This is a genomic window from Burkholderia sp. AU31624, from assembly GCF_020420065.1.
Lineage (GTDB): Bacteria > Pseudomonadota > Gammaproteobacteria > Burkholderiales > Burkholderiaceae > Burkholderia.
The window spans coordinates 551,316-575,806 of sequence record NZ_JAIZRT010000007.1 but is presented as its reverse complement, the minus strand read 5'-3'; the positions used below and the strand labels follow the sequence as shown (position 1 = coordinate 575,806).

The following is a 24,491-nucleotide window of genomic DNA, read 5'->3' as shown; positions in this document are numbered from 1 at the left end:
CATGAGGCGCCAGCTTGCGATGCTCGCCGCGGCGGCGGCGGCTGCCGCGCTGGCCGCGCCGTTGTTCGCCGGCGCGAGCTGCGTCGACGACATCCCATCGGCGCGACTGATCGGATCCGGCCGGTTCTGCATCCTGGGCATCTGTCTTTACGACGCCGAGCTGTGGGCACCCCGGCCGCCGGGCGCGTTCGACACGCCGTTTGCGTTGTCGCTGGCCTACCGTCACGACGTGAAAGGCGAGCGGCTCGTCTCGACGGGCATGGACGAGATCGAGCGCCTCGCACCCGCGCCGTTGCCGGCTGCGACGCTCGATGCATGGCGCCGCGATCTCGAACGGGCGTTCACCGACGTATCGCGCGGCGACGTGCTGTGCGGCGTGTATGTGCCCGAGCGCGGCGCACGCTTCTACACCAACGGCCGCCTCACGGCCGACGTGACCGACCCGGCGTTCGCGCGCGCCTTCTTCGCGATCTGGCTCGACCCGCGCACGCGGGCAAAATCGTTGCGCCGTCAGTTGCTGGGCGACGATGCGCGCTGATTCGACGGTGAGCGATGGCGATGGCTCCGGTGTATCGACGCGGCAACGTCGCTCGGCCGGGCAGTTCGTCAGAGATCCGTCTCGACGCGTGATTCGCCATGGTCGACAAGATGCACTTGCCTGAGAAGATCTGCGAGACCTGCGGCTTGCCTTTCAGCTGGAGAAAGAAATGGAAAGCCGCTTGGGACGAAGTCCGATATTGCTCGGAGCGTTGCCGTCGGAACCGGCGGCCGCGTACCCGCATCAAGGCAAACGCTGCACGTCGTTGACTCCGCGTTGATGAGCCGGTCGCGAGCAGCGCGCGGGCCCGGATAGCGCTTCGATTGGGCCGAGACTGAATGTTTGCCCCTGTTTCGGACACCGGGGATCGATCGGCACCGGTGCGCGCAGGCGTACTCGTGAGAACGGCCCTCCCCCTCCCCGCGGCCGTCTGGATTGCCGCATGCCCGGTTGCCTCCAGACGGTTCACTCCGCGCTGCCTCCGTTGCACCACGCTTGCGTGAACGCGCGGTCATGTTCGTTGGCGCGAGCGGCCGCGGGCCGGATCCCGCCGCGTCGACTCACAAATGTGAGACACGCTCGATTCATGCATCGAAATCGCATGCCTTCCTGCGTACTTCCTGGCCCATATTGACCCATCTTGGTCAGTATTCCATTGACCCCAAAAGTCGTTTCGCATGCACCAAAGACACGCAATACGCTTATAAAAATGAGCATTCACGGGCTGAAAACTCAATCTCCCGATACCGAATCGGTAGCTGACGCACAAACTTCCGGTACAAATTATTTCATGAATCATTTTTCCGCTTCACTTTCCGGAAAATTTGCATACAATCCAGCTGTGACGCATGAATCGACCGAGGGAGGCCCCGTGCCAACACGCAATCACGACATCAAGCCGCGCCGGTTTCCGGCGTGTCCGGCTTCAGTGATGGCGCGCGTGTCCGTCGCCCCGGCACGCAGCCCGTCACACCACGCCGGTGCGGCACCCGACCGGCCGATTGCATCGCGCTTGCGGGTCGCCGCGCAACAGCGCGGCCAACGCTGCCGGCGCCGCTCGCCACAGGTGACCGACCGGTGCGCAGGCGCCAGCCCGAACGGCGCACTGTCCGAACGGCGATCGAACGCCGCCACGGCTCGTGCATGTCCGACGCTGCTCGTCACCGGCGGCCTGACTGCCTCCGACGAAACGATCGAGCGAGTCGGCCTGCACGTCAGCGAGCGCGTCGAATCGGTGTCACGGGCGCTACGACAGCCCGGCCAGGCCGTCGACGCGCTGATCGCCGAGGTTTCGTCGTTGCAGATGAATCTGGCGATTCAATTCGTGTCGCTGGCGCAGGCGCGCCGTGTCCGCGCGGCCGCGATCATCTATGAGTACGGCAGCGTGCAGGCCCTCGCGTTGATCCGCCTTGCTGGGTTCCACCTGTTTCACTCGGTCGGCGGCCGCATCGACCACACATTCGTCCTGGCCACGTTGCAACAATCCGCCGCCGTCATGCTCGCAGCCAAGCCGACGGCGAATGACCCCATGGTGCGGTTCCGGCGGGACGTTGGCGGCTGGGCCCCGGCAACGCCAGTGGGTCCGCCGTGCGGGATCCGGGCCGGATCTCCGGTGACATTGCCGAGCCGCCATGCACGCCCGCGCGCGCGCCGGTGAGCGCCACCCGGTCGGCGCGTCGTCGAAATAGCGGCGGCGTTCGCCCGATTTTTACGCAACGAATACAGGCAAATCATCGCATCGCCTCAGTCGCGATCCATCGCATCCCCCTAACCTCGAGAAACGAACCGAAATGGGCAATCTGATCGACGCTCCCGAGCACACCTTGACTGCGATCGACGAGGGCATTCCCCTGTCGCACATCATCCGTCGTCGGCTCGAGAACGCGGGCGCGCGCTTCCATGCAAACGACAACATCGCCGCGCACCTGCGCGACGGAGAACTGGATGCTCTGCAGAACGAAGTGGCGCAGGGAATGGAAGCGGTGCTGCGCTCGCTCGTGATCGATGTCGACAACGACCACAACACGCGGGAAACCGCGCGGCGCGTCGCGAAGATGTTCATCCGCGAAGTGTTCGCGGGCCGCTACGACACGGCGCCGTCCGTCACCGAATTCCCGAACGTCGAGCGGCTGGACGAGCTGCTGATCGTCGGGCCGCTGCGCGTGCGCAGTGCCTGCTCGCATCATCTTTGCCCGATCATGGGCCGCATCTGGATCGGCGTGCTGCCGAGCGCCGCGTCGAATCTGATCGGCCTGTCGAAGTACGGCAGGCTGGTGAACTGGGTCATGACGCGCCCGCAGATCCAGGAAGAAGCGGTCAAGCAGATCGCCGACCTCCTCGAATCGCGCATCTCGCCCGATGGGCTTGCCGTCGTACTCGAGGCCGAGCACTTCTGCATGCATTGGCGCGGCACCAAGGACGACCAGGCAAAAATGACCAACAGCGTGATGCGCGGGAAATTTCTCGCGGACGCATCGCTTCGCCGAGAGTTTCTCGCCTTGTTGTCCGGAAAGCATGCGTAAAGCGCGCGACAGGCATTCGCGACGAATGCGCCGGCACCGTGCCCGGCCATGAGCCGCGCCCGCTCGTCACGGCGGGCGCGCAACAGCAGGAAGCGCAAAGCCATACGGAGTTCCCGATGAACTGCTCGCACGACTCGCTCCGCCCGTCTTCCGGCCAGGGTCGATCGACGAAGCCGCATTCAGGCAGGCAGCCACGCCGGGGCGCGTCCCGCGGGAGGTCGCGCCCGGGCGGCAGAGCCGAATTCACCGCCGATGCGGTCGTTGAGCCCGACGAAGCATCCGACGCGCAGGCGGAGCTCAACCAATTGCTGTCGCGCGTCGCCGCCGGCGACGAGCACGCGTTCGCGCAGCTGTATCGACTGACGGCGGCGCGGCTGTACGGCGCGATCGTCCGGATGATCCGCGACCGCCACGAAGCGGAGGACCTGCTTCAGGACGTGTTCACGACGGCGTGGCGTCGCGCCGGTTCATTCGACGCCGGACGCGGCACGGCGATGACATGGCTGATGACGCTCGCACGCAATCGGACCATCGACCGGATGCGGCAGCACCGCGAGCTTCCGCTCGACGACGAAGTGGCGCTGTCGATCCCCGACGAAAACCCGACGCCCGATCTCGGCGCGCAGGCGAGCCAGGAGCGCCTGCGTCTGGAGCGCGGGCTCGCGCATCTGGGCGAGCGGCAGGCGTATGTGCTGCGGGAGGCGTTTCATGGCGGCGCGTCGTACGCGGAGCTGGCCGAACGCATGCAGGTGCCGCTCGGCACGATGAAGAGCTGGATTCGCCGCAGCCTGATGCGACTCAAGGTGTATCTCGAGCCATGAGCGCGCGAATCGCTTCGCGGCTCGAGGGCACTCGAAACACCTCCGCGCGTCCTGACCACCTCGCGACACCGAGCGGTGCCGCTCCGAGGCAGGCTAGCCGGCTCGCGCTTCACGAACCACCTTTCCGGACGAAAAACCGCCTATTGAATCACTTTCCTGCTTCGTATTTCGCGCAAACTGCGTACAATCCCGAGACAACAGCAGGTCGACTTCAGGAGAGCCACGATGCCCCCTCGCAAGGATCGCGATACGCCCCATCGCTATCGCAGCGGCGAGGCCGCGCGCCTCGCGCGCATGCCGGCAGCCACGCTGCGAATCTGGGAAAGGCGCTATGGCGTGATTGCGCCGCCCAAAACGCCGTCCGGACAACGGATGTACTCGGACGACGACGTCCAGCGGATTCGATTGCTGAAGACGCTCGTCAATCAGGGCCACGCGATCGGCTCGATTGCCAGCCTGAGCCACGAGGAACTCGAAGCGCTGTCGTTGACGAATACGCGTGACGCGGCGTTTCACGAGGCAAGCGTGAGCCTCGCGGTCGTCGGCGCGCTGTCGATTCCGGAATCCGCGATCGAGCGAATGGGAATCCGGATCGCCGCGCGAATCGACTCGCTCGACGGCGCGAGCGCGCATGCGGGGACGCCGGTCGACGCCCTCATCGCGACGACCACGTCGCTCCATGAGGATGTCGTTTCGCAGCTCGCTGCCGTGGCGCAACAGCTCAACGCGCATGCCGTGGCCGTCGTGTACGCGTTCGGCACGGCAGAGGCGGTCGAGCTGGCACGTCTGTCGGGGTTCGAGCTGTTCCGGTCGACGGAAGGCCAGACCAACCCGATCGCCATCATGTCGAAACTGGCGCAAGCCGTGGTCAAGTCGCGCCAAGCGAATGACGCGGATCGCGGGCTCTGGCTGCGCACGCGGCGACGCTTCGACGATACGACGCTCGCGTCGCTCAGCGGCCTGTCCACCACCGTCAAGTGCGAGTGTCCGCGGCATCTGTCCGAATTGATCATGCAGCTCGGCGCGTTCGAGCGATACAGCGACGAATGCGTGTCGCGATCGCCGGCCGATGCGCTGCTGCATCGCCACCTTGGAGACGCCGCGAATCGGGCCGCCGAATTGCTCGAGACGGCGCTGGCCGTCATTCTTCGCGAAGAGGGATTGGGCGGAACGACGCCGGAGCTGAAGGCGCTGTAACGCGGCAAGCGCCGCCGGCCGTTCCGGCCTGCCCACGACGACAGGCGGCGATGCGCTTTCGCGTGCAATGCGGGGCTTGCCTCCATCACCGAGCCGAAACCGAAGCACGAGCCACTGCGGCAGGCGATGTCGGCTGTCCGCTCGTGGTGCCGGCATTCGACGCATTCGCGACGCGATCCACGAATGCGGAGAGATCGTCGAGCACGGGCGCCACGCCTCGCAACGGCGCGCCCAGCACACCGACGATCGACGCATGGCTCACGTTCCTGTAACGCATGACCACGACGGTATCGCCCCTGTCTTGCAGCGTGCGCGCGAAGCGGGTCGTGTTGCCGGGCTCGACCACCGTGTCGTTCTCCGCGACGGCCAGCCACATCGGCGGCTCCGTACCCTCGATGAATCGAATGGGCTGGCTCGCGGCGCGCGCTTCCTCCGGGAAGATCCTTTCAAGCGTCGCGTCACGCAGCGGCAGGAAATCGTAAGCGCCGGCCAGGCCGATCACGCCGGCGATATCGCTCTTGCGCATCGCCTGGGCCGCCAGATAGCGGCCGTCGGTCGCAAGCAACGCGGCAATCTGCGCACCCGCGGAGTGCCCCATCAGAAACAGGCGACGCGGATCGCCGCCGAACGCAACTGCGTGCTCGCGCGCCCACGCCACCGCCTGCGCCGCATCGTCGACGAAACCGGGAAAGGTGGTCGCCGGATACGTCCTGTAGTCGGGTAAGACGGCAACAAAGCCCCTCGACGCGAGCGCCTCGCCCACGAACAGATAGTCGTTGCGCTCGCCCGACTGCCAGCTTCCGCCGTAAAAGAACACGACCACCGGGGCGCCCGCACTCGCATCGGCCGGCCAGTGATGCAAGACGCGCGTGGGCAAGTAGACGTCGAGCACATGGCGTTCGCCGGATCCGTACGGGATACCGGCGAACAGGCTGAACGTGTAGCTCGGCGTCAGCGCATTCAGGAGCCGCACCGGGCTGCACGCGGCGAGGAGACCGGCCGCGAGCAGCACCGACAGGACGGCAAGTCCGGCTTTCATGTTCATGAAGATCCCCATCCCCGACGATTCCGGCCGCATCCGCCGCCTTGTATGTCGTTTACGGAGCTTGCGCACAAGCGGATGCATTCATTGCACGGCAGCCGCCCCCTTAACGACATCCCGAGCTTCCCTGCGCAAGTGCATCCGTCCGCAATGGAGAGCCGTATGTGGAATGGATAAGTGAATCAACGCGGAATGCCGACAATCGCTCCCTGCGTAGCAATCGTGCGGTGGTGGATCCGCGCGTCGACGATAGTGAGAGCCGTCTGCCATGAACGTTCTACCTGCCGCTTTCCCCGCGATGCAACGTCGACCGGGCGGCATGGCGACCATGCCGTTGCCGATCCCGCGCGAGCGATCATGAGAAGCAGTTCCAATCAACTGACGTCCGGCACGCAGAAGTCTGATGCCGTTCGCGTGTACGTCTATCTGGTGACAACCCAAACAGGATGGCTGGTCTGCGTGATGACGGCCGCAGCGCATCACGCCGCGTGGGGCGTCACGTATGCGCTGATCGCGACAGTCGGCCATCTTCTCTTCGCGCGCCGACCCGCATCCGAAGCGCGGATCGTGATCACGGTCACGGTGTCCGGATGGTTATGGGACAGCGCCGTTGCCCATTCCGGCCTGCTCGTGTACCCGAACGGCGTTTTTCTCAAAGGGACAGCGCCGTACTGGCTCGCGGGGCTGTGGGCGCTGTTCGCGATTCAACTCAATACCGTGCTGCACTGGCTTCGAGCGCGACCGCTCATCTCGGCGCTCGTCGGCGCATTCGCAGGCCCGGCGTCCTTTCGCGCCGGTGCGGCACTGGGAGCCGTTCATTTCAAGGATCCGGCTGCAGCGCTCGTCGTTGTCGCAACCGGCTGGGCGTTCATCTTGCCGGCCGCGCTGGCGATTGCAAGCCATTGGGATGGCGTAACGAACCATCCTCCTGCGCCAATCGGCGCAGACGACATGAACGACGCCCGCGCTGGATAGCGCCGGGAGCCTGGCAAGCCGGCTTAGTCTCCGATCATGCGAAGCACGCGCATGGTTCGCAGTGACGATGCCAAAAACGAGTCGTCGAACAAGTGCTTTAGTGAATTCGGATGGGGAAAATTCTCGTATTACCTTCTCCATCACTGCAAACCCGCCCCTGCATCCGCCCTCGCTCCTCCGCCGTATCTGCGTATGTCATCCAGCCAAGGTGCTTGGTGTCCCACCTCGGGAAATGGCGTCGCGATGGCATCCAGAGGAGACAACTCATGAAGCTTTTCATCGGTATCGTCGTTGCCGCTGCGGCGCCGTTCGCGCTCAGCGCTTGCGGAGGCGGAGATGACATTGCTCCCGTGGCCGCGCAACATCCGGAGAATCTGGCCATCTGGACCGCGCTCGGCGGTGATTCGGCGGCCCCCGGCGTGGTGGCCGGCGTGGTCAATGCAGCGGTCGCGGGCCTGTTGGCGGACCCGGTCGAAGCGCCCTATTTCGCAGCGGTAACCGGTAATGCCAGCCACAGCAGTGCCGCCCATGACACCCCTGCGCGGCTTGAAGCCTGTCTCACGCTGCAGTTTGAATCGCTCCTCGGCGGTCCGTACACCTACCCAGGCCCCGTCAAGGTGGCCGGAGACATCGACGCCCAACCGGAGATGTGCCAAGACATGACGACGGCCCATAACGACGTTGGCGTTCCAGGCTGCGTGTTCGATCAGTTCATGGTGGATCTCGTCGCGACGCTGCAAAGCAAGCTCCCGGCCGCGGACTTTGCCGCACTGACGTCGACGACAAATGGAACGTACACGCTCACCGAGAAAAACTCGGCCGGCATCCCGGTCGGCACGAAATTCCAGTTCAGTGCGGTACCCACCCTCTTCAACCTGCGTAATACCATCATCAGCGCCACACCCGGCGGCCCGGTGTATCTTCCCCCGACGGTTGCAACATCATGTACGGGCTGACGGCGGTGCGAAGGACCCACGTGATCGCGTGGGTCGTTGCGGCACTCTCCGTGAGTGTTGCCGGGATCGGCGGGTTGCACACGACACAAGGGCGACGGCTCCTCACCGAGCTGGGCGTGAAGTGTCCAGTGGATTCCGTCGATTCCCGAACGGTGCTGTCGATTCGCAACAAGGCGATTTTGCAGGAGAAAGGGGTATCGGCGGCCGCCCACCGTCCTGCGTTCGGCCTGCAGCTCGATCGCAGTACTGAAGCGGAAGTGCTGGAAAGAATGTCGCGATACAACGCGCAGTGCGTCGCATTGTCCCGAGGCTTGCGCTACCTGCGCTGTCGAGGCGTGCCTGCCGAATCGCTCGGCTCGAATGGCCCGCCCGTGAGCGAAATATGGTTCAGTTTCGCGCCGGATCGCACGTTGATGGCCATCAATGTGTACCGTCGTGACATGTCCGTAGATGAAACGCGACGGAGCTGGCAGATCGCCGTGCGGAATCTGCACGATGTGCTCGGCGCACCCACATCCGTGTCGGGAGATACGACGCTGGAATCGCTGATAGGCAAACCCGTGGCGGTTGCACGAGTGAGCTACGCCTATTCGGATTACGTAGCGACGGTCACCGCATCCCACCTGCCATACGGAGGGCTGGCAGTCCGCGAACAGTACATGTCTACCGTGGTCAGGCAAGAGGGATAACCCGGGCTCGTGAACGGGAGGCTCGATGTCACGCAGGTACAACGAGAAAAGGATCAAGATCTCGCGTGGGGCATTCGCCTCGGGCTGACGACACAAACCAGTCCAGGAATTCCGCCGCGCGACGCTCGGTGCATCCTCGCGCGGCGTTAGAATAGCGCCCCTTCTCACAGGAGACGAAAATGTCCTGGTTCGTTTACGAAGTGCCCGAATACCACGAAGACGCTGCGCGCATCGAGCCCTTCAGTGACCTGCGTAGCCGTGTGCTGCAAATCAGTGGCCCGGCCATGGCTGACGAACTGGAAAGCGTTCGCGAGAACGCCGCGGCGACGGTCGACAGCCCCGAGCGCCCGCTGCGCACGCCGGAAAATCCGCATGTCTTTCCGATCCCTTACGCCGACTCCATGATCCTGGTCGGGTTCATCTTCGATCTGAAACGCGAATTCCGGCAACTGGTCGTGTCACCCGTGGAAATGCCCTGGTTGAAAGACGCATAAAGGGCGAGCAGGCCTGGTCGGTCCACCGCCGATCACCTCGATCGCATGGCCGCTGGCCGCTGTTTTCCGACTTGCCGCTGCGATCGGCATCCGGGGCGCCGTTATCCCCACGGTATTGCGTTTCATCCAGGGCGTTGGCGTGGGCGGCGAATGGGGCGGCTCGGCCCCGATGTCGATGGGATGGGCGGCACCCATGCGTATCGCGGTTTTGTCGCGTCGTGGCCGCAGTCCGGCTGGCCGGCGGGCTTGTTTCTCGCCAACCTTGCCGTGCCGGCCATGAGCCGGTCTGACATTGAAAAAGCCGCCGGACGGCGCGATCGCCGCTATCGCGCGGCGGCTCGTCCGGCGTCACCGGATTATCGTTCGCTGACCTTCACGCGCGGCAGCCATTCGGCCTCGGCGCCCTGCGTGCCTTTCAGATGAGCAGGCGTCGCGTCCTGCGTGTGCGCGTCGAAGCGGCGTGCCGCCTCGGTGTCGAGATGCCGGCCATCGAACGTCGACTGGCGACGAGTAATCATGTTGATGCGAAGGCGTTTTGCCGCCATGGTCGGTATTCCTTGAGAAAAACGGTACTTCGCCGACTGGCGAAATGCCATAGATTTACGCGAGAAAGATGTCGCTGCGATGACGCGGCGCGCGAGGCGAATCCGCCGCCATCGCATGGCTTGCCGCCTGCACCGCAGCGGCCGGTGCCCGCGCCGCCCGCTCCATCGCCTCAAGGTAGCGATGGACGCAAGCCACTCGTGATGGACAAGCAGCAGCGCGTCGAGTTCAGATTGCTCGGCGGTCGCCAAGGTCACGCGTCACCGCTCTGCGCCCCTTCGTCCATTTGACGCTCCAGGTGAAGACCGGTGCCGAATGAATCGGCTATGTCGAATACCGAAACCAACCGGCACCCGCCACGCATCGGGGGCCGCCATGCGGGAATAGGACGCCGAGCCAATCGATCTTTTTGGCGACTCCGGGGCCGCCTGCCGGACTTCATCCCGGCACAATAATCCCCACGGCTGCAATTGCCATTGCAAGTGTTGCAAGCCACCCTCCCCACGCAAGCGGTCCCGCAATGGCGAACTCACCCATGACCCGCTTGCTCCGAGCCATCAGCATCATGATGACCATGATGGGAGCCGCCGTTACCCCGTTGATCACCGCGCTCCAATACAACGCCCGGATCGGATCGAAATGCATGAACGTGATCGCAACGCCACCCACGGTTGCCAATGCGATGACCGCATAGAATTCTCGCGCGAGCGTCAACTTCAGGGCGAGGCTGTTGCGCCAGCGGAATGTGCCGGCCGCCGCGTATGCGGTCGATCCGGCGAGCACCGGCAGCGCCAGCAGGCCGGTGCCGACGATCCCGAGCGCGAACAGCATATAAGCGAAGCGACCCGCGATCGGCGCAAGGGCCCGCGCGGCGTCAGCCGACGTCTTGACCTCGATGTGGTGCGCATGCAGCGTCGCCGCCGCGGTGAGCACGATGAAGAAGGCAATGACATTCGATACGCCCATCCCCAGCCAGGTATCGAAACTGATTCGGCGCAGTTGCGCCGGGGCCTGGTGGGGAACGCGGCGAAGCGGCCCCTCGCGCGGCGCGGATTGCAGTTCCTCGACTTCCTGCGAGGCCTGCCAGAAGAACAGGTACGGGCTGATGGTCGTGCCGAGGACAGCGACGACCGTCGTGAGATAGTCCGATTCCAGCACGATATGCGGCCATACGATCGCACGGCCCACCTCGGTCCACCGGATCGGGACGATCAACGCCACCGCCACATACGCGAGCAGGATCAGCGCCGTCCACTTGAGAAGGCGTGCGTACCGTTCATAGGGAACGAACACCTGAAGCACGACCGACAGGCCACCCAGCCCAACCACGTAGAGCTGGTGCGGCCCGGGGAACAGCAAGCCGGCCGCGGCGCCCATCGCCGACAGGTCGGCGGCGATGTTGATGACGTTGGCGATCATCAGCAGCACGACCGCGCTGTAGAGCAGCCACATCGGGTAGTGAGCCCGCATGTTCGATGCAAGCCCCTTGCCGGTCACTCGCCCGATCCGCGCGCTCACCAGTTGGATGGCCGTCATGAGCGGGTAGGTCAGGAGGAGGGTCCACAGCAATTCGAATCCGAACTGCGCGCCGGCTTGCGAATACGTACCAATGCCCGACGGATCGTCGTCGGCCGCGCCGGTAATCAAGCCGGGACCAAGCCGACGTACCCAGTTCGGGCCGGTGGGCTTATGCGCGGTTTTATCGAATTCGAGCGGTTCAGGGTCGTTCATGATGGCGGCCTCCCGATACGGCCTCAGCAATTCACGTACCCGTCCCATGCGCTCGCCATCCGATACGTGCTGTGGGTGCACCGCCCCATGCCGCCCCGGCCGATCATTGGATCGGCGACGTCGTACCCAGCTTCTCCGACAGCATCCGCTCATACACGCCGAAGTGCAGATCGACCTCCTTTTGCGTGACGGGCGTGACCGTGATGTTGATCTGGTCGGGCAACAGGCCCAGCACCACCGCCACGGCCGCTTCGAGTTGCGGCGCACAAAACTTGTCCTCCGCCATCGTGGTGCCAACGACGACGTCGTAAGTCTTTTCCTGCCGGCAGACGACCTCGACGAGCCGCGCCCGCGCGCTCATGTTGTTGTCGATCGCAAGCCGGACGACCTCCGCCACGGTGCGCATCGACTCGGTCGGAAACCCCCTCGTCGAACGCAGCCGAATACGGTGTCTGCCGAGCGTGATCCAGTCCGTGTCGAATTCCATGGCGTCCTCCGCAATGCAGTACCGATTCGCCGCGATGATAGGGTCCAGCGCGACAATTTCAAGGGCAAAAAATGGCGGTTTCCCCCTTGAAATTCTCCGCAGACTTCCTATCTTAAGTTTCGCTCAGGCAGACGCGCGGGTCGCTTCATTCCGCGCGCTGCGTGTTTCGATTTGTTTGCCACGCAGTCCGGCAGGCGAACTGGAGCGCGTAGGCCCGTTCGCCTCCATGCTGCGACAAGCCAGGAGGATAAGATCATGAGCGATCTCTATTTCGGAACCGACCTCTTCAGCGAGTTCGACCGCCTGCAGCAACAGATGGCGCAACGCTTCGGCGGTTTCCCGTCCAGCATTCGCGCGAGCCGTTTCGGCACGTTCCCTCAGATCAATATCGGCGCGACAGACGATTCGATCGAGATCGTCGCGTTCGCGCCCGGCGTCGACGCCGCCGCGCTCGATGTGTCGATCGACAAGGGGCTGCTGACTATCGGCGGCGAACGCAAGCCGGCACAACGCGACACCGGGGGTGAGCGGCGCACCTATGCGCAAGAGCGCTTTGCCGGAACGTTCCGGCGGGTCATCGAGTTGCCCGAGGCCGCCGATCCCGACAAGGTCCAGGCGCACTACGAAAACGGATGTCTATCGATCAGCATTGGCAAGCGCGAATCGTCCAGGCCGCGTGCCATCGCTATCCAGTAAGAGAAGGAGCCGATCATGAACGACACGACCCAATTGGCAGAACGCGACTCGTCTACCGTGGCGCGTCGCGAAACCGGACAGCCCGTGCGCCGGATGACACTCGTGCCGGCCGTCGACGTCTACGAGGACAGTCAAGGCGTCACGCTGTGGGCCGATTTGCCCGGCGTGACGAAGGACAAGCTGGACGTGAAGGTTCACGACAGCAGCCTCCTGATCGAAGCCGAGGCCATGGTGCCGACGCCGGCCAATCTGCGGCTCCAGCATGCCGAGGTTCGGGAGCCGCATTTCGCCCGCACGTTTACGCTGTCGTCGGATCTCGACGCGTCCCGGATCGAGGCGAGCCTTCAGGACGGGGTGCTGAAGCTGACCATCCCGCGCCGCGACGAAGCACGTCCACGACGCATCGAAATCAAGACCCGCTGACACGTGACGAGCCAAGGCGCAGCGTGCGCCCCTGCGTCGACGCAGAGCACGATCAGCGACGCTTCGCTGCCTGAGTTGACGCGGGCGTATGGGTGAGGACACGCGCTCCGGATTCGCAGATCCCCGTGACACGAATCACGGCGCGCGTGTCCGCACCGGACGGCCAGGCCAGGCTCAAAACAGACTGGAGATCAACCGGAGGACGCCATGAATGCCGATCCGAAAAAGTGGAACCCGTTCAAGTTCCTTCGCGGGGCTACCCGCAAGTCCGATGCGGAAGGCCCGGACAGTCCGCCGACAGGCGAGCCGGGGCGTGCGTCGTGGCCCGACATTTCGCGACTGTTTTCACGAGAACCATGGCGCGCCATGGAGGAATTCCTTCATGACCCGTTCGCCGGCCACGGCGCGCTCGAACGGTGGTTCGGCGACTTCAGCTCGTCGCGCTTCCAGCCGCGCATCGACGTCGTCGATGAAGGCCCGGTGCTGCGCGTGACCGCCGAACTGCCCGGAATGGCGCGCGAGGATCTGAAGGTGAGCGTCGAGGATGGGGCGATCGTGCTGCGCGGAGAGAAAAGGCAAGACGTGCGCAGTGAAGAAAACGGCTGCTACCGGCTGGAGCGCGCCCATGGAAGCTTCGTGCGCACGATCCCGATGCCGGACGATGCCGACCCTGAGCACACCTTGGCAAAGTTCGACAACGGTGTCCTCACGTTGACCGTGCCGAAATCGGAGCCGGTCAGGCCCACCAGTCGCACGATCGATATCGGCTGATCGGGTTTCCCGTGCCATCGACGCGGCCAGATCAGGAGGACAACTGATTGCCCCGCGGGTCGCCTGGAACCGGCGAGACCGATTCAGTCTTCATCCATCAGATAGCGAATCACGAGTGCCGGATCGGCGATATCGAGGATCAGTCGGCGCAGAATCCGTCGGCGCATGTGGTCCGCGTCGAGGCTCCAGGGCGCCCCCTTCTCGTTGAGATAACGGGTGATGGCGTCCCGGTGATCGGCGTTTGCCGGCAAATCGAGCCGAACAGCCAGCAGCCCCGCCACGACGTCGTCAAGCTCGATGTCGAGCGGTTTCGAGTCAATGCAAAGGTCGAGTTTCATGTCGATCATCGGCAAAAAAGGGCGCCGCATGAAGTGAGGCAGCCTGCGGCGCCAAACGACTCGCACCGGCCGCGACTGTTGGCCGGTGCGTACACGACCCGCTGCCGGAGGTCAGTGCTCGAACTCGGGTGCGGCCGACTGCGCCGGTTTCGGATCCTTCGGCGCTTCGGCCACCGTTGCGTCCGTCGTCAGGATGAGCCCGGCAATCGATGCGGCGTTCTGCAATGCCGTGCGCGTGACCTTGGTCGGATCGACCACTCCCGCCTCGACAAGATCGCCATATTCACCGGTGGCCGCGTTGTAGCCAAAGTTGCCCTTGCCTTCAAGCACTTTCGCCACGACGACCGACGGTTCATCCCCGGCATTCGCGGCGATCACGCGCAGCGGCGCTTCGAGCGCGCGCAGCACGATTTGAATACCCGCATCCTGATCGCCGTTGGCGCCTGTCAGGCTCGTCGCCGTGGAGCGCGCGCGCAGCAGCGCCACGCCGCCGCCCGGCACGATGCCCTCCTCGACCGCCGCGCGGGTGGCATGCAGCGCATCGTCGACGCGATCCTTTTTCTCCTTCATTTCGACTTCGGTGGCGGCCCCGACCTTGATGACGGCCACCCCGCCGGCCAGCTTCGCCACGCGCTCCTGCAGCTTCTCGCGATCGTAGTCGCTCGTGGCTTCCTCGATCTGCGTACGGATCGACTTCACGCGCGCCTCGATGTGCTGCGCGTCGCCCGCGCCGTCGATGATGATCGTGTCGTCCTTGCGAACCTCGACGCGCTTCGCGCCGCCGAGATCCTCGAGCGTGGCCTTCTGCAGTTGCTTGCCGGTTTCTTCCGAGATGACGGTGGCGCCGGTGAGGATCGCGATGTCTTCCAGCATGGCCTTGCGCCGGTCACCGAAGCCGGGCGCCTTGACGGCCACGACCTTGAGGATGCCTCGCATCGCGTTGACCACGAGCGTGGCCAGCGCTTCGCCATCGACGTCTTCGGCAACGATCAGCAGCGGCTTGCCTGCCTTGGAGGCCGCCTCGAGGACCGGCAGCAGATCCCGGACGTTCGAGATCTTCTTGTCGTGCAACAGGATCAGCGCGTCGTCCAGATACGCCGCCTGCTTTTCCGGATCGTTGATGAAGTACGGGCTGACGTAGCCGCGATCGAACTGCATCCCTTCGACGACATCCAGCTCGTTCTCGAGGGACTTGCCATCCTCGACCGTGATGACCCCTTCCTTGCCGACTTTCTCCATGGCGTCCGCGATGATCTTGCCGATCGCCTCGTCGGCGTTGGCCGAGATCGCACCCACCTGCGCGATTTCCCGGTTCGTGGAAATCGGCCTGGACAGTTTGCGCAGTTCATCCAGCACGGCGGCCACGGCCTTGTCGATGCCGCGCTTGAGGTCCATCGGATTCATGCCGGCGGCAACGTGCTTCATGCCTTCCTGCACGATCGCCTGCGCGAGCACGGTGGCCGTGGTGGTGCCGTCGCCGGCCACGTCGGCGGTCTTCGATGCGACCTGCTTGACGATCTGCGCGCCCATGTTTTCGAAGCGGTCCTTCAGCTCGATTTCCTTCGCGACCGACACGCCGTCCTTCGTGATGGTGGGCGCGCCGAAGCTGCGCTCGATCACCACGTTGCGACCTTTCGGCCCGAGCGTGACCTTCACGGCATCGGCCAGCACGTTCACGCCGTCGACGATACGGGCGCGGGCGCTGTCGTGGAATTTGACGTCTTTTTCACTCATCTTGTGGCTCTGGATAGAAGTCGTTGATTCGATGTGTCGCGAACACCCGGTGGGGGGCGCGATCTGCCCGGGATCTCAGGCGGCCTGGCGGGACGCGCCGGTATCGGCCTCGAGGACGCCCATGACGTCCTCCTCGCGCATGACGAGGAGTTCCTCGCCATCGACCTTGACGGTCTGGCCCGCGTATTTGCCGAAGAGAACCTGGTCACCGGCCTTCAACTGGAGCGCGCGAAGCGTTCCATCCTGCAGCAGCCGGCCACTGCCGACCGCGACGACTTCACCCTGCTCGGGCTTTTCCGCGGCCGAATCGGGAATCACGATGCCCGAGGCCGTCGTCCGCTGCGTCTCGATTCGCTTGACGATAACCCGGTCGTAGAGGGGACGAATCTGCATTCTCATCTCCTGAGCGATTAAAGGTTCGAAAAAGGAATCCGCCTGCCGGGCATGGCGACGCAAGCGTCGCTACCGGGCAGCCGTGCCACTGTCTGGCGGAAAGCGAAATAGAGGTGCTCGTCGCCGACTTCAAGGGGGGAGAAATCGGCTCTATGTAACAAATTGTTTCAGCTCGCCAAAGCGATGGCCTTGGCCGTCCCGCCGCCGCTCACGCCTGCCTGGATGTGGCCTGGGCCGCCAGCGCGGCCCGCTCGATCCAGCGGACGGCCGGCGCATCCTGCTCGCCCGGCGCGGGCTTGCCGATCAGGAAGCCCTGCACCTCGCGGCAGCCGGCATCGGTGATGCACGCCAACTGCTCCTCCGTCTCGACGCCTTCCGCGACGGTCGTCACGCCGAGGCGCTTGCCGAGATCGGCCACCGTGCGCACGACGGCCGCGCAGTCCGGGCGCGTGACCGCATCGCGCACGAAGCTGCCGTCGATCTTGATCTTGTCGAACGGGAACGCGCGCAGATGCGCGAGCGACGAGAAGCCGGTGCCGAAGTCGTCGAGGGCGACGCGCACGCCCATCGAGCGCAGTGCGCGCAGGTCCGCGATGGCCTTGCCCTCGTCGTGCAGCAGCGCGGTTTCCGTCACCTCGATTTCCAGCCGGTCGGGCGCGAGGCCCGCGCCGGCCAGCGCCGCCGCGAAGGTCGGCGCGATCGTGCCGTGACCGAGTTGCCCCGCCGACACGTTGACGGCAACGCGCGCACCGTCGGGCCAGCGCGCCGCCTCCCGGCAGGCCTGCTCGAGCACGAAGCGGCCGAGCCGGTCGATCAGGCCGCCGCGCTCGGCCACCGGAATGAAGCAGCCCGGCGAAATCCAGCCGGCGCGCGGATGATGCCAGCGCAGCAGCGCCTCGCGCGCCGTGACCTGGCGGGTGAGGACATCGACGATCGGCTGGTAGAACACGTACAGCCCCTGGTTCTCGTCCAGCGCGACGCGCAACTTCGATTCGAGCGCGACCCGCTCCTGCGCGCTCGTCTCCATGTCCGGCGAGAACATCCGGTAGGTGCCCTTCCCGGCTTTCTTGGCCGCATAGAGCGCCATGTCCGCGCGGGACAGCAGCGCGCCGGCGTCGTTGCCGTGATGCGGCGCCAGCACGCAGCCGATCGATGCACCAATGCGGAACGGCCGGTCGGGCGACGGCGCATAGGGGGCGACGAGCGTGTCGACGAGCCGCGCGGCCGCGCCCATCGCGCGATCCGCGTCGGTGTCGCGCAGCAGCACCGCGAATTCGTCGCCGCCGATGCGCCCCAGCATCATCCCGGGCTCGGGGCACTGCCCGCGCAGGCGCTCCGCGACCTGGCGCAGCACCGCGTCGCCCGCCGAATGCCCGCACGCGTCGTTGATCAGCTTGAAACCGTCGAGGTCGATGAAGAGCAGCGCGAGCAGCTTGTCCGAGCGGCGCAGGCTCGCGTCGAATTCGGCCAGGAAGGTCGCGCGGTTCGGCAGGCCGGTAAGCGAATCGTGATGCGCGAGCTGGTGGATGCGCGCCTCCGCCTCGGCCTGCTGCGTGACGATCGACCACGACAGCATCGGGCCGATGTAGCGCCCCTGGGCGTCGCGCACGGCCGAGACCTGGATGTCGAGCACTTCCGGCCCGAGCGGAATGCGGGCGCGATGCGGCAGGTTCGCCGGATCGGCGAGCAGGCGGCGCTGGTGCTGCGGATGCGGGTGGAAGAAGTCGATCGACGCGCCGAGCGCGTCGTCCGCGCGGATCGGCAGCAGGTGCTCGATCGAGCGCAGCAGGTTGCGCGACGTCGCGTTCAGGTAGTTGATGCGGAACGTCTCCGGGTCGGCCGTCATCACGGCCACCGGCATGTCGTCGATCATCCGCATCAGCCGCGTCTGCGCCTGCTCGCGCAGACGCGATTCGTCCTGCGCGTCGACGGTGCGCAGGACGCTCCGGTAGTTGACGGAGATGACGGCGATCAGCGACGCCGACACGAAGGCCATGTTGACCGCGGTGGCGACGAGCGTCGGCTGGCCGGTCGAGATGAAGAACACGATGAACGCGACGTTGACGATCAAGGCCACGCTCAGCGCGGCCGTCCGCAGGTACATCAGGCTGAAGACGCAGCCGATCATCGTGATCGCCATGTAGAACGCCACCTGGGCCTTTTGCCACGCATCGCCGTACGGGAACAGCAGCAGCGCCCAGGTGGTGAACGTTACCGCGACCGGGATCACCAGCCAGTTCGTGACCGTGAGCGCGCGCATCACGGTGTCGGGCGTCGGCGCCAGCAGCCGGGTGCGGTGCCAGTGCAGCAGCCGCGCGAGCGCCGCGAGCGTCATCGCGGCCGGCATCGCGACCGACAGCCACCACGGCGTGCTGCCGAGGTGCGTGACCGCGAGGCTCCAGGTGCTCGAGATGAGGATCAGGTACGACACCGGGATCTGGCCGGCGAATACCCGGTATTGCGCCGCGAGCAGGTCCGGGTTCCGGTCCGGCGCCGCGAGGCTTGCCAGTCTTGCCATCCGTGCGTAGAGGATTTTCATGTGAGCCTGCCGGTGGCAACCCGGGAGCGGGCGGCCGTGTCCGGCGTCGAGGGTTACCCGCGCGGGTCCGGGTCGAGATCGGCCGCGACGGCCGATTCGGACGCAGGAACCGCCGTGCGGACGCGGTCGCCGCCGGTCAGCGCAATCTGCCCGCTGCCGACGATCTCGTTGAGGGGGGCGGGCCTGCCGAGCAGGAAGCCCTGTGCTTCGTCGCAGCCTTCGTCGGCCAGCAGCGCCAGCTGGTCGTGCGTCTCGATGCCTTCGGCCAGGATCGGAATGCCCAGGCTCTTGCCGAGCGCGAGCACGGCGCGGATGATCGCGCGATCCTGCGGTTTCGCTTCCGCGTCCGCGACGAACGACTGGTCGAGCTTGATGCGGTCGAACGGGAACGAGCGCAGCGTGTCGAGCGACGAATAGCCGGTGCCGAAATCGTCGAGCGCGATGCTCACCCCCAGCGCCTTGATCTGCCGCAGCGTGTCCAGCGCGCGCTCGCGGCCGGCGAAGATCGTCGATTCGGTCAGCTCCAGCTGCAGGCGCGACGCCGGCAGGCGGGTGGCTTCGAGCACGTCCGCCACGAGCGCCGTCAGGTCCGCGTGCATGAACTGCACGGCCGATACGTTCACCGCGACCGCATAGGGCGGCTCCCACGTGGCCGCCCGCGCGCAGGCCTCGCGCAGCACCCAGGCGCCGATGTCCAGGATCACGCCGTTTTCCTCGGCGAGCGGAATGAATTCGGCGGGCGGAATCGTGCCGAGCGTCGCGTGCTGCCAGCGCAGCAGCGCCTCGTAGCCGCGGATCTCGCCGGTCGCGAGCGACGTCTGCACCTGGTAGTGGATGCTCAGCTGGTTGTCGGCCACCGCGCGGCGCAGGTCGGCGGCGAGGCTGCGGCGCGCGCGGACGATCAGGTCCATCGCCGGCTCGTAGAAGCAGATCGATTGCGCGATGCTGCCCTTCGCGCGGTACATCGCGAGGTCCGCGTTGTTGATGAGGATGGCCTTGGTGGCGGCGTCGTCCGGGTAGATGGCGACGCCGAAGCTCGCGCCCGGCACGACCTCGTAGTCGTCCAGCCTGACCGGCTTGTAGAGTGCCGGCTCGAGCCGTTCGAGCAGATCCATCAGGCGCGTGTCGTCGTCCATCCGGCAGAGCGCCGCGAATTCGTCGCCGCCGATGCGGGCAACGAATTCGCCTTCGCGCAGCAGGTTCGCCATGCGGCGCGCGAGGATGCGCAGCACCTCGTCGCCGGCGTGGTGGCCGCGCAGGTCGTTGATTTCCTTGAAGCGGTTCAGGTCGATGCCGATCAGCGCGAGCTTCGTGCGTTGTTCCTGCGCAAGCGCGATCTCGAGGTCGAGCCGCTCGTTGAAGCTGGCCCGGTTGGGCAGCCCGGTCAGCATGTCGCTCAGCGCCAGCCGGCGCAGGTGTTCGAGCGATTCGGCCCGCACGTTGCTGTCGATCACGTAGCTCACGAGCCCCGTGCAGACGATCACGAGCGACGTGCCCGCGACCGCCAGCGCCAGCGGACGCAGCTCGCTCATGTCGGTCCAGTTGCCATCGAGCATCAGCGGCGTGATGCGCAGCGCGGACATTCCGGTGAAATGCAACGCGAGGATCGCGAGCGACAGCACGCCGGCCATCTGGTTGACGGCGTGCGGCGACGGTCGCATCGCGACGTGCAGCGCGAGTGCGGCGAGCGTCATCGCCAGGACCACCGACGCGATCAGGTAGCCGACGTCCCACGACACGATCCCCTCGACCCGCCACGCGAGCATGCCGGTGTAGTGCATCAGCACGATCGCCACGCCGACGATCGCGCCGCCGAGCGCGGGCGCGACCTTGACGATGCGACAGGTCGTCAGCGCGAAGCCGATCGTGCTGCCCACGACCGCGATGAGCAGCGACACGAGCGTGAGCGGCAGGTTGAAGTGCACGGGCGCGCCGGCGTCGAAGCCGAGCATCGCGATGAAGTGCGTGCACCAGATCGCCACGCCGGCCGAAATGGCCGTCAGCACCTGCCAGCCGAGCCGCTGCGTGCCGGAGGTGTTCACCGTGCGCTGGAACAGGCGCGCGGTGACCCACGAGCCGCCGCCGCACAGCAGTGCGGCAAGCAACACCAGCCAGTGGTTGTGCCGATGAACGATGCACCCGAAAACTGTCACCAAAACCTTTCTTCCCCTATCCGTCGCATGGGCCGATGCCATGCCCGATCGACGCGGCGGGAGCCGTGCCGCGTCGATCAGGCGCGCCCACCAGATATCGGCACGTGATGAATAAACTGAACGCCGCGCGGCCGGGCGCAAACGATTGCACGACAGATATTTTTTGGAAAAAAGTGCCGGAACGAGACGGGGTGGGATGGGTAGCGGAGGTTCGGGCTGCGACGTCGCCCGAGAATATCGCGCTCAAATGGCACGCCAGCGAACCGGTGATCGACCGGACGGAACGCGTGCGTTCCGACGAACGGCGCGACGGGTGACGCGCCGCGACGAGATCCGCGCGACAGGCGGCGGGTGGAATGAAAACCGGATGCTGGAAATCGACCGCCTGCAATCGCAGGCGGTCGATCAACGGCTGGCCTCTATTCGCCCGGGCATCGCGCGGCTTCGACCGGTTCGCCCTTCTTCGAAGCAAAGGGTCCACCACGCGCGCGCCGGGCGTTCAACGCACTCACACGGGCACGATCAATTCACCCCGACCGCACTCCACGCGCGAGCGACCGCGGCGCTTTCGGCCGAGTTCGTGCCATACAGGTCGTTCGCCGCCTGGATCGACGCACGACGCGCGTTCGGGTAGCTGGAGTTGGCGTTCAGGTACACGGTCAGCGTCCGGTACCAGATCTTCCCGGCCTTCTCGCGACCCACGCCGCTGAAGGTCGTGTCGCCGTTGCAGACCAGCTGCGCCTTCGTCAGGCCGGTATCGGTCGACGGCACCGTCGGGCCTTCCGCGAGCAGGTAGAACAGGCGGTTGCCGACGCCCGACGTGAAATGCGGATCGTGGCGCGGATTCGACCACGAGAATCCGCCGGACGGGTAACAGCTGAACGACCGGCCGTCGAGATCCTGCTTGTACATCTTGCGCAGGCCGCCGCTCACCACGCGCGCACCGATCACGTAGTTGCCGGGATCGTTCGGGTTGTTGGCGTAGTACTTCACGAGCGTGCCGAAAATGTCGGACGTCGACTCGTTCAGGCCGCCCGCGTCGCCCGAGTAGTTCAGGTTGGCCGTGGCCTCGGTCACGCCGTGACTCATCTCGTGTCCGGCGACGTCCACCGACACGACCGGTTTCGGCAGGCTGGTGCCGGGCTGGCCGTCTCCATACACCATCACGTGCGAATCCAGCCATGCCGCATTCGCGCCGGTCGTGCCGCTGCCCGTGTTGAACACCACGTGCGCGTAGCTCTTCACGCCGCGGCCGTCATTGAAGATGCCGTTGCGGTTGTGCGTCGTCTTGTAGTAGTCCCAAGTCAGCGCGAGACCATAGTCGATGTCGGCGGCGACCGTCTGCCGGTCGGTGGTCGTATTGTTGCCCCACACGTTCGTGCTGCTCGTGAAGATCGGCAGGTCGGTCGCCCGCTCGACGTCGTCCGAGGTCAGCCCGCGGCCGTCGTAGACCGAGCCGGAGCCGCGGCTCGGATCGAGCATCCGGTACGCGTTCGTGCCCGTCTGGTCGGTGGTGAGCGTCAGGTTGCCGTAGTACAGCGAGCGGCCGGTGCCGGTCGCGGCGGCCGTCTTGATCAGGTCCTGCGCGTCGAGCACGGTGCCGGTGCGCGCATCGACGTAGTACAGCACCGCGTCGCCATGCACGTCGGTCGCCTTGCCGTAGACGCGTACCGCATAGGCCAGCGTCGGCGTGACGTCGCGTGCGAACACGACGAGTTCCGCGTCATCGACGCGGCGCACGTCCGAGTTGAAACGCGCGGCTGCGATGCGCTTGACCCGCGCAGCGCCGATGTCGGGTGCGTTGCGTACGACCGCGCGGTCACCCACCTTGCCGATCGTGCCGGCGAGATTGATCGGCGCGAGCTGGGTCACGCTCGCCTGCTTCAACTGCCCCTTGCTCGAATGGACGACCACGTCGCCACCGATCACGGGCAGGCCCGCGTAGAAGCGGTCGAAACGCACGTGCTCGGTGCCGTCGGGGTCGACGATCACGTCGCGCACCTGGAACTGATCGCCATCCGCCGGCGCGCTCGCCTGCGGCCCTGCGAACTTCAACGTGCGTGCTGCGCCGCCGGCTGCGAGACTGAAGGCGGACGGGTTCTGCTGGATCAGTTGCAGTGCCTTGTCGACCGTAGCCGACGGGTCGCCGGCCTGGGCAAAAGCACTGAGACTCGCGACGGTAATCGCGGAGATGGACAGCAGACGAGACAGTTTCTTCATGTAATCCCCCGGGTTATAAGTGGGTGATGTTCGAGGAATGCATCAAGTACAGACTTTGATGTAAGACATGTCACGAACCGCAGAGGGATGCTAGAAGGTCATTTTTATAATTACAAGATATTTTCTGACAGTTTATTTTTTACTGTCATTGGCGTTAATCGAGTCATTGTTTGGTGAGAAATTTGAAATGGTCTCGTCGGCTGCGATAGCGGGATCGACAAGGTTGCATCGGGGGAATGTGTCGGAGAGGCTCGTGCTGCCTTGGCGAGGCGGCGCTCGGCACGCGTCGGGGAGGACGGATGAGGCGAAGCCGGGATAAAGCGGCGGACACTACTTGCTTTATTAAATATTTATTTGGATTGTTGCCATTGCCGGCGAGCCAATGAAACGCTTGACAGCCCTTCGATTCTCGATTTTGACGGCGATGCCTTTGAATTCGTAGTTAAAGGCTGCCGAGCGACGCACGAGATAATGCTTTCTACGAATCCTCCGCTTCAGCGGCGCGTTCGTGCGCATCGCTGACGGCGGTCGCCATGCTGTTCGGAAACCGTGACCGTTGCACGGGCAACCATCGGGGAACGGTGTGCCGGCGGCGTCGAACCGATCGAGGATGCAGCGCCGCTTCGGGGCATGAGGCACAATACGCGGCTTCAATATTCAACCGCGGTCAAACCCATGCGCGTCGTCGTCGTTGGAACCAGCGGAGCGGGGAAATCCACTTTCTCCAGCGCGCTGGCGGCAGCAGCCGGCTGCCCTTACATCGAGCTGGATCGACTCTACTGGGGCCCCGACTGGTCAGCCGTGCCGCCGGCGCAGTTCGAGAACGCCGTGCTGGCCGCGACCGCCGGCAACCGCTGGGTCGCCGACGGCAACTACAGCGCCGTGCGCGACGTGCTCTGGTCGAGAGCCACGCACGTGGTCTGGCTCAACTTCGGACGCCGAACGGTATTCTCCCGGGTGCTCTGGCGCACGTTGAGCCGCGGGCTCATGCGCACCGAGCTTTCGCACGGCAACCGCGAATCGCTGCGGATGGCGTTCTCCCGGGAGTCGGTGCTGCTGTGGTCGTACACCACGTTCGCCAGGAATCGCATCAAGTTCGCCGCCCTGCGGGACGACCCGACCTTCGCGCATCTGCACTGGACGGAAATCACCCGGCCGTCGCACACCCGCGCGGTCATCGACAGGCTGGCCCGCGCCGGCGGTTGAGCACTGCGCGAAGCATCAAGCGT

25 protein-coding genes and 1 pseudogene are annotated in these 24,491 nt (G+C 65.3%); 16 read left to right on the top strand and 10 right to left on the bottom strand.

Annotation, left to right across the window (positions count from 1 at the left end):
- The first annotated feature begins 1 nt into the window (after window position 1).
- The 6 genes from LGM89_RS26935 to LGM89_RS26910 all read left to right on the top strand — a co-directional run bounded on the left by LGM89_RS26935 (window position 2) and on the right by LGM89_RS26910 (window position 5,078).
- The gene (locus LGM89_RS26935) at window positions 2-538 is read left to right on the top strand and encodes a chalcone isomerase family protein (RefSeq protein ID WP_226274502.1); all 537 of its coding nucleotides are present in this window, start codon (window positions 2-4) and stop codon (window positions 536-538) included.
- A 98-nt stretch (window positions 539-636) separates the two neighbouring features.
- Window positions 637-807, top strand: coding sequence for a DUF2256 domain-containing protein (locus tag LGM89_RS26930; protein WP_089498701.1), 171 nt, complete (start codon window positions 637-639; stop codon window positions 805-807).
- A 440-nt stretch (window positions 808-1,247) separates the two neighbouring features.
- The gene (locus tag LGM89_RS26925) at window positions 1,248-2,195 is read left to right on the top strand and encodes a hypothetical protein (protein WP_226274501.1); all 948 of its coding nucleotides are present in this window, start codon (window positions 1,248-1,250) and stop codon (window positions 2,193-2,195) included.
- A 133-nt stretch (window positions 2,196-2,328) separates the two neighbouring features.
- A complete protein-coding gene (gene folE, locus LGM89_RS26920) occupies window positions 2,329-3,060 on the top strand; it encodes a GTP cyclohydrolase I (protein ID WP_226274500.1) in 732 nt (243 codons plus the stop codon).
- A 116-nt stretch (window positions 3,061-3,176) separates the two neighbouring features.
- Window positions 3,177-3,881, top strand: a complete 705-nt coding sequence (locus tag LGM89_RS26915) for a sigma-70 family RNA polymerase sigma factor (protein ID WP_226274531.1) — start codon at window positions 3,177-3,179, stop codon at window positions 3,879-3,881.
- Window positions 3,882-4,106: 225 nt separating this feature from the next.
- The gene (locus LGM89_RS26910) at window positions 4,107-5,078 is read left to right on the top strand and encodes a MerR family transcriptional regulator (protein ID WP_226274499.1); all 972 of its coding nucleotides are present in this window, start codon (window positions 4,107-4,109) and stop codon (window positions 5,076-5,078) included.
- An 85-nt stretch (window positions 5,079-5,163) separates the two neighbouring features.
- On the opposite strand, the gene LGM89_RS26905 is transcribed toward LGM89_RS26910, so the two are convergent.
- Window positions 5,164-6,123 carry an alpha/beta hydrolase gene (locus LGM89_RS26905; protein ID WP_226274498.1) on the bottom strand — a complete coding sequence of 320 codons (960 nt, stop codon included), beginning with the start codon at window positions 6,121-6,123 and terminating at the stop codon, window positions 5,164-5,166.
- Between the two features lie 354 nt (window positions 6,124-6,477).
- Here LGM89_RS26905 and LGM89_RS26900 point away from each other — a divergent pair, with 354 nt between their 5' ends.
- The 5 genes and pseudogenes from LGM89_RS26900 to LGM89_RS26880 form a co-directional block, all read left to right on the top strand.
- On the top strand, window positions 6,478-7,095 hold the full coding sequence (locus tag LGM89_RS26900; RefSeq protein ID WP_226274497.1) for a DUF2878 domain-containing protein: 618 nt from the start codon (window positions 6,478-6,480) through the stop codon (window positions 7,093-7,095).
- Between the two features lie 266 nt (window positions 7,096-7,361).
- Window positions 7,362-8,051 carry a hypothetical protein gene (locus LGM89_RS26895; RefSeq protein WP_089498706.1) on the top strand — a complete coding sequence of 230 codons (690 nt, stop codon included), beginning with the start codon at window positions 7,362-7,364 and terminating at the stop codon, window positions 8,049-8,051.
- Window positions 8,039-8,740: a hypothetical protein gene (locus LGM89_RS26890; protein WP_226274496.1), complete on the top strand. Its 702-nt coding sequence runs from the start codon at window positions 8,039-8,041 to the stop codon at window positions 8,738-8,740. The genes LGM89_RS26895 and LGM89_RS26890 overlap by 13 nt, the downstream gene beginning before the upstream one ends.
- 179 nt (window positions 8,741-8,919) lie before the next feature.
- Window positions 8,920-9,234, top strand: a complete 315-nt coding sequence (locus LGM89_RS26885; protein ID WP_046546935.1) for a hypothetical protein — start codon at window positions 8,920-8,922, stop codon at window positions 9,232-9,234.
- Between the two features lie 76 nt (window positions 9,235-9,310).
- Window positions 9,311-9,516, top strand: a pseudogene (locus LGM89_RS26880) (MFS transporter); the annotation flags it as partial.
- 74 nt (window positions 9,517-9,590) lie between these two features.
- Here LGM89_RS26880 and LGM89_RS26875 read toward each other — a convergent pair.
- From LGM89_RS26875 to LGM89_RS26865, 3 genes are all read right to left on the bottom strand, one after another.
- The gene (locus LGM89_RS26875; RefSeq protein WP_226274495.1) at window positions 9,591-10,034 is read right to left on the bottom strand and encodes a hypothetical protein; all 444 of its coding nucleotides are present in this window, start codon (window positions 10,032-10,034) and stop codon (window positions 9,591-9,593) included.
- A gap of 181 nt (window positions 10,035-10,215) precedes the next feature.
- Window positions 10,216-11,508: an NRAMP family divalent metal transporter gene (locus LGM89_RS26870; protein WP_226274494.1), complete on the bottom strand. Its 1,293-nt coding sequence runs from the start codon at window positions 11,506-11,508 to the stop codon at window positions 10,216-10,218.
- Between the two features lie 103 nt (window positions 11,509-11,611).
- Entirely contained in the window at window positions 11,612-11,995 is a 384-nt protein-coding gene (locus tag LGM89_RS26865; RefSeq protein WP_089429691.1) for a hypothetical protein, read from the bottom strand.
- Window positions 11,996-12,250: 255 nt separating this feature from the next.
- Between LGM89_RS26865 and LGM89_RS26860 the strand changes: the two genes are divergently transcribed.
- The 3 genes from LGM89_RS26860 (at window position 12,251) to LGM89_RS26850 (ending at window position 13,885) form a co-directional block, all read left to right on the top strand.
- Window positions 12,251-12,691, top strand: coding sequence for an Hsp20/alpha crystallin family protein (locus LGM89_RS26860; protein ID WP_226274493.1), 441 nt, complete (start codon window positions 12,251-12,253; stop codon window positions 12,689-12,691).
- Window positions 12,692-12,706: 15 nt separating this feature from the next.
- Window positions 12,707-13,114 (top strand): Hsp20/alpha crystallin family protein, encoded by a 408-nt coding sequence (locus LGM89_RS26855; protein ID WP_226274492.1) that lies wholly within the window; start codon window positions 12,707-12,709, stop codon window positions 13,112-13,114.
- Between the two features lie 207 nt (window positions 13,115-13,321).
- Entirely contained in the window at window positions 13,322-13,885 is a 564-nt protein-coding gene (locus LGM89_RS26850) for an Hsp20/alpha crystallin family protein (protein WP_226274491.1), read from the top strand.
- An 83-nt stretch (window positions 13,886-13,968) separates the two neighbouring features.
- Here LGM89_RS26850 and LGM89_RS26845 read toward each other — a convergent pair whose 3' ends face one another.
- From LGM89_RS26845 to LGM89_RS26825, 5 genes are all read right to left on the bottom strand, one after another.
- Entirely contained in the window at window positions 13,969-14,223 is a 255-nt protein-coding gene (locus tag LGM89_RS26845) for a hypothetical protein (protein WP_226204794.1), read from the bottom strand.
- 111 nt (window positions 14,224-14,334) lie between these two features.
- The gene (groL, locus tag LGM89_RS26840; RefSeq protein ID WP_226274490.1) at window positions 14,335-15,957 is read right to left on the bottom strand and encodes a chaperonin GroEL; all 1,623 of its coding nucleotides are present in this window, start codon (window positions 15,955-15,957) and stop codon (window positions 14,335-14,337) included.
- A 75-nt stretch (window positions 15,958-16,032) separates the two neighbouring features.
- Window positions 16,033-16,350 carry a co-chaperone GroES gene (gene groES, locus LGM89_RS26835; RefSeq protein WP_089430123.1) on the bottom strand — a complete coding sequence of 106 codons (318 nt, stop codon included), beginning with the start codon at window positions 16,348-16,350 and terminating at the stop codon, window positions 16,033-16,035.
- Window positions 16,351-16,558: 208 nt separating this feature from the next.
- The gene (locus LGM89_RS26830) at window positions 16,559-18,889 is read right to left on the bottom strand and encodes a putative bifunctional diguanylate cyclase/phosphodiesterase (RefSeq protein WP_226274489.1); all 2,331 of its coding nucleotides are present in this window, start codon (window positions 18,887-18,889) and stop codon (window positions 16,559-16,561) included.
- Window positions 18,890-18,942: 53 nt separating this feature from the next.
- Entirely contained in the window at window positions 18,943-21,042 is a 2,100-nt protein-coding gene (locus LGM89_RS26825) for a putative bifunctional diguanylate cyclase/phosphodiesterase (protein ID WP_226274488.1), read from the bottom strand.
- 107 nt (window positions 21,043-21,149) lie between these two features.
- On the opposite strand from LGM89_RS26825, the gene LGM89_RS26820 reads away from it, so the two are divergent.
- Window positions 21,150-21,359 (top strand): hypothetical protein, encoded by a 210-nt coding sequence (locus tag LGM89_RS26820; RefSeq protein ID WP_226274487.1) that lies wholly within the window; start codon window positions 21,150-21,152, stop codon window positions 21,357-21,359.
- Window positions 21,360-21,564: 205 nt separating this feature from the next.
- Here LGM89_RS26820 and LGM89_RS26815 read toward each other — a convergent pair whose 3' ends face one another.
- Window positions 21,565-23,262, bottom strand: a complete 1,698-nt coding sequence (locus LGM89_RS26815; protein ID WP_226274486.1) for a M4 family metallopeptidase — start codon at window positions 23,260-23,262, stop codon at window positions 21,565-21,567.
- A gap of 675 nt (window positions 23,263-23,937) precedes the next feature.
- Between LGM89_RS26815 and LGM89_RS26810 the strand changes: the two genes are divergently transcribed.
- A complete protein-coding gene (locus LGM89_RS26810) occupies window positions 23,938-24,468 on the top strand; it encodes a toxin (protein ID WP_179254973.1) in 531 nt (176 codons plus the stop codon).
- Window positions 24,469-24,491: the final 23 nt, after the last annotated feature.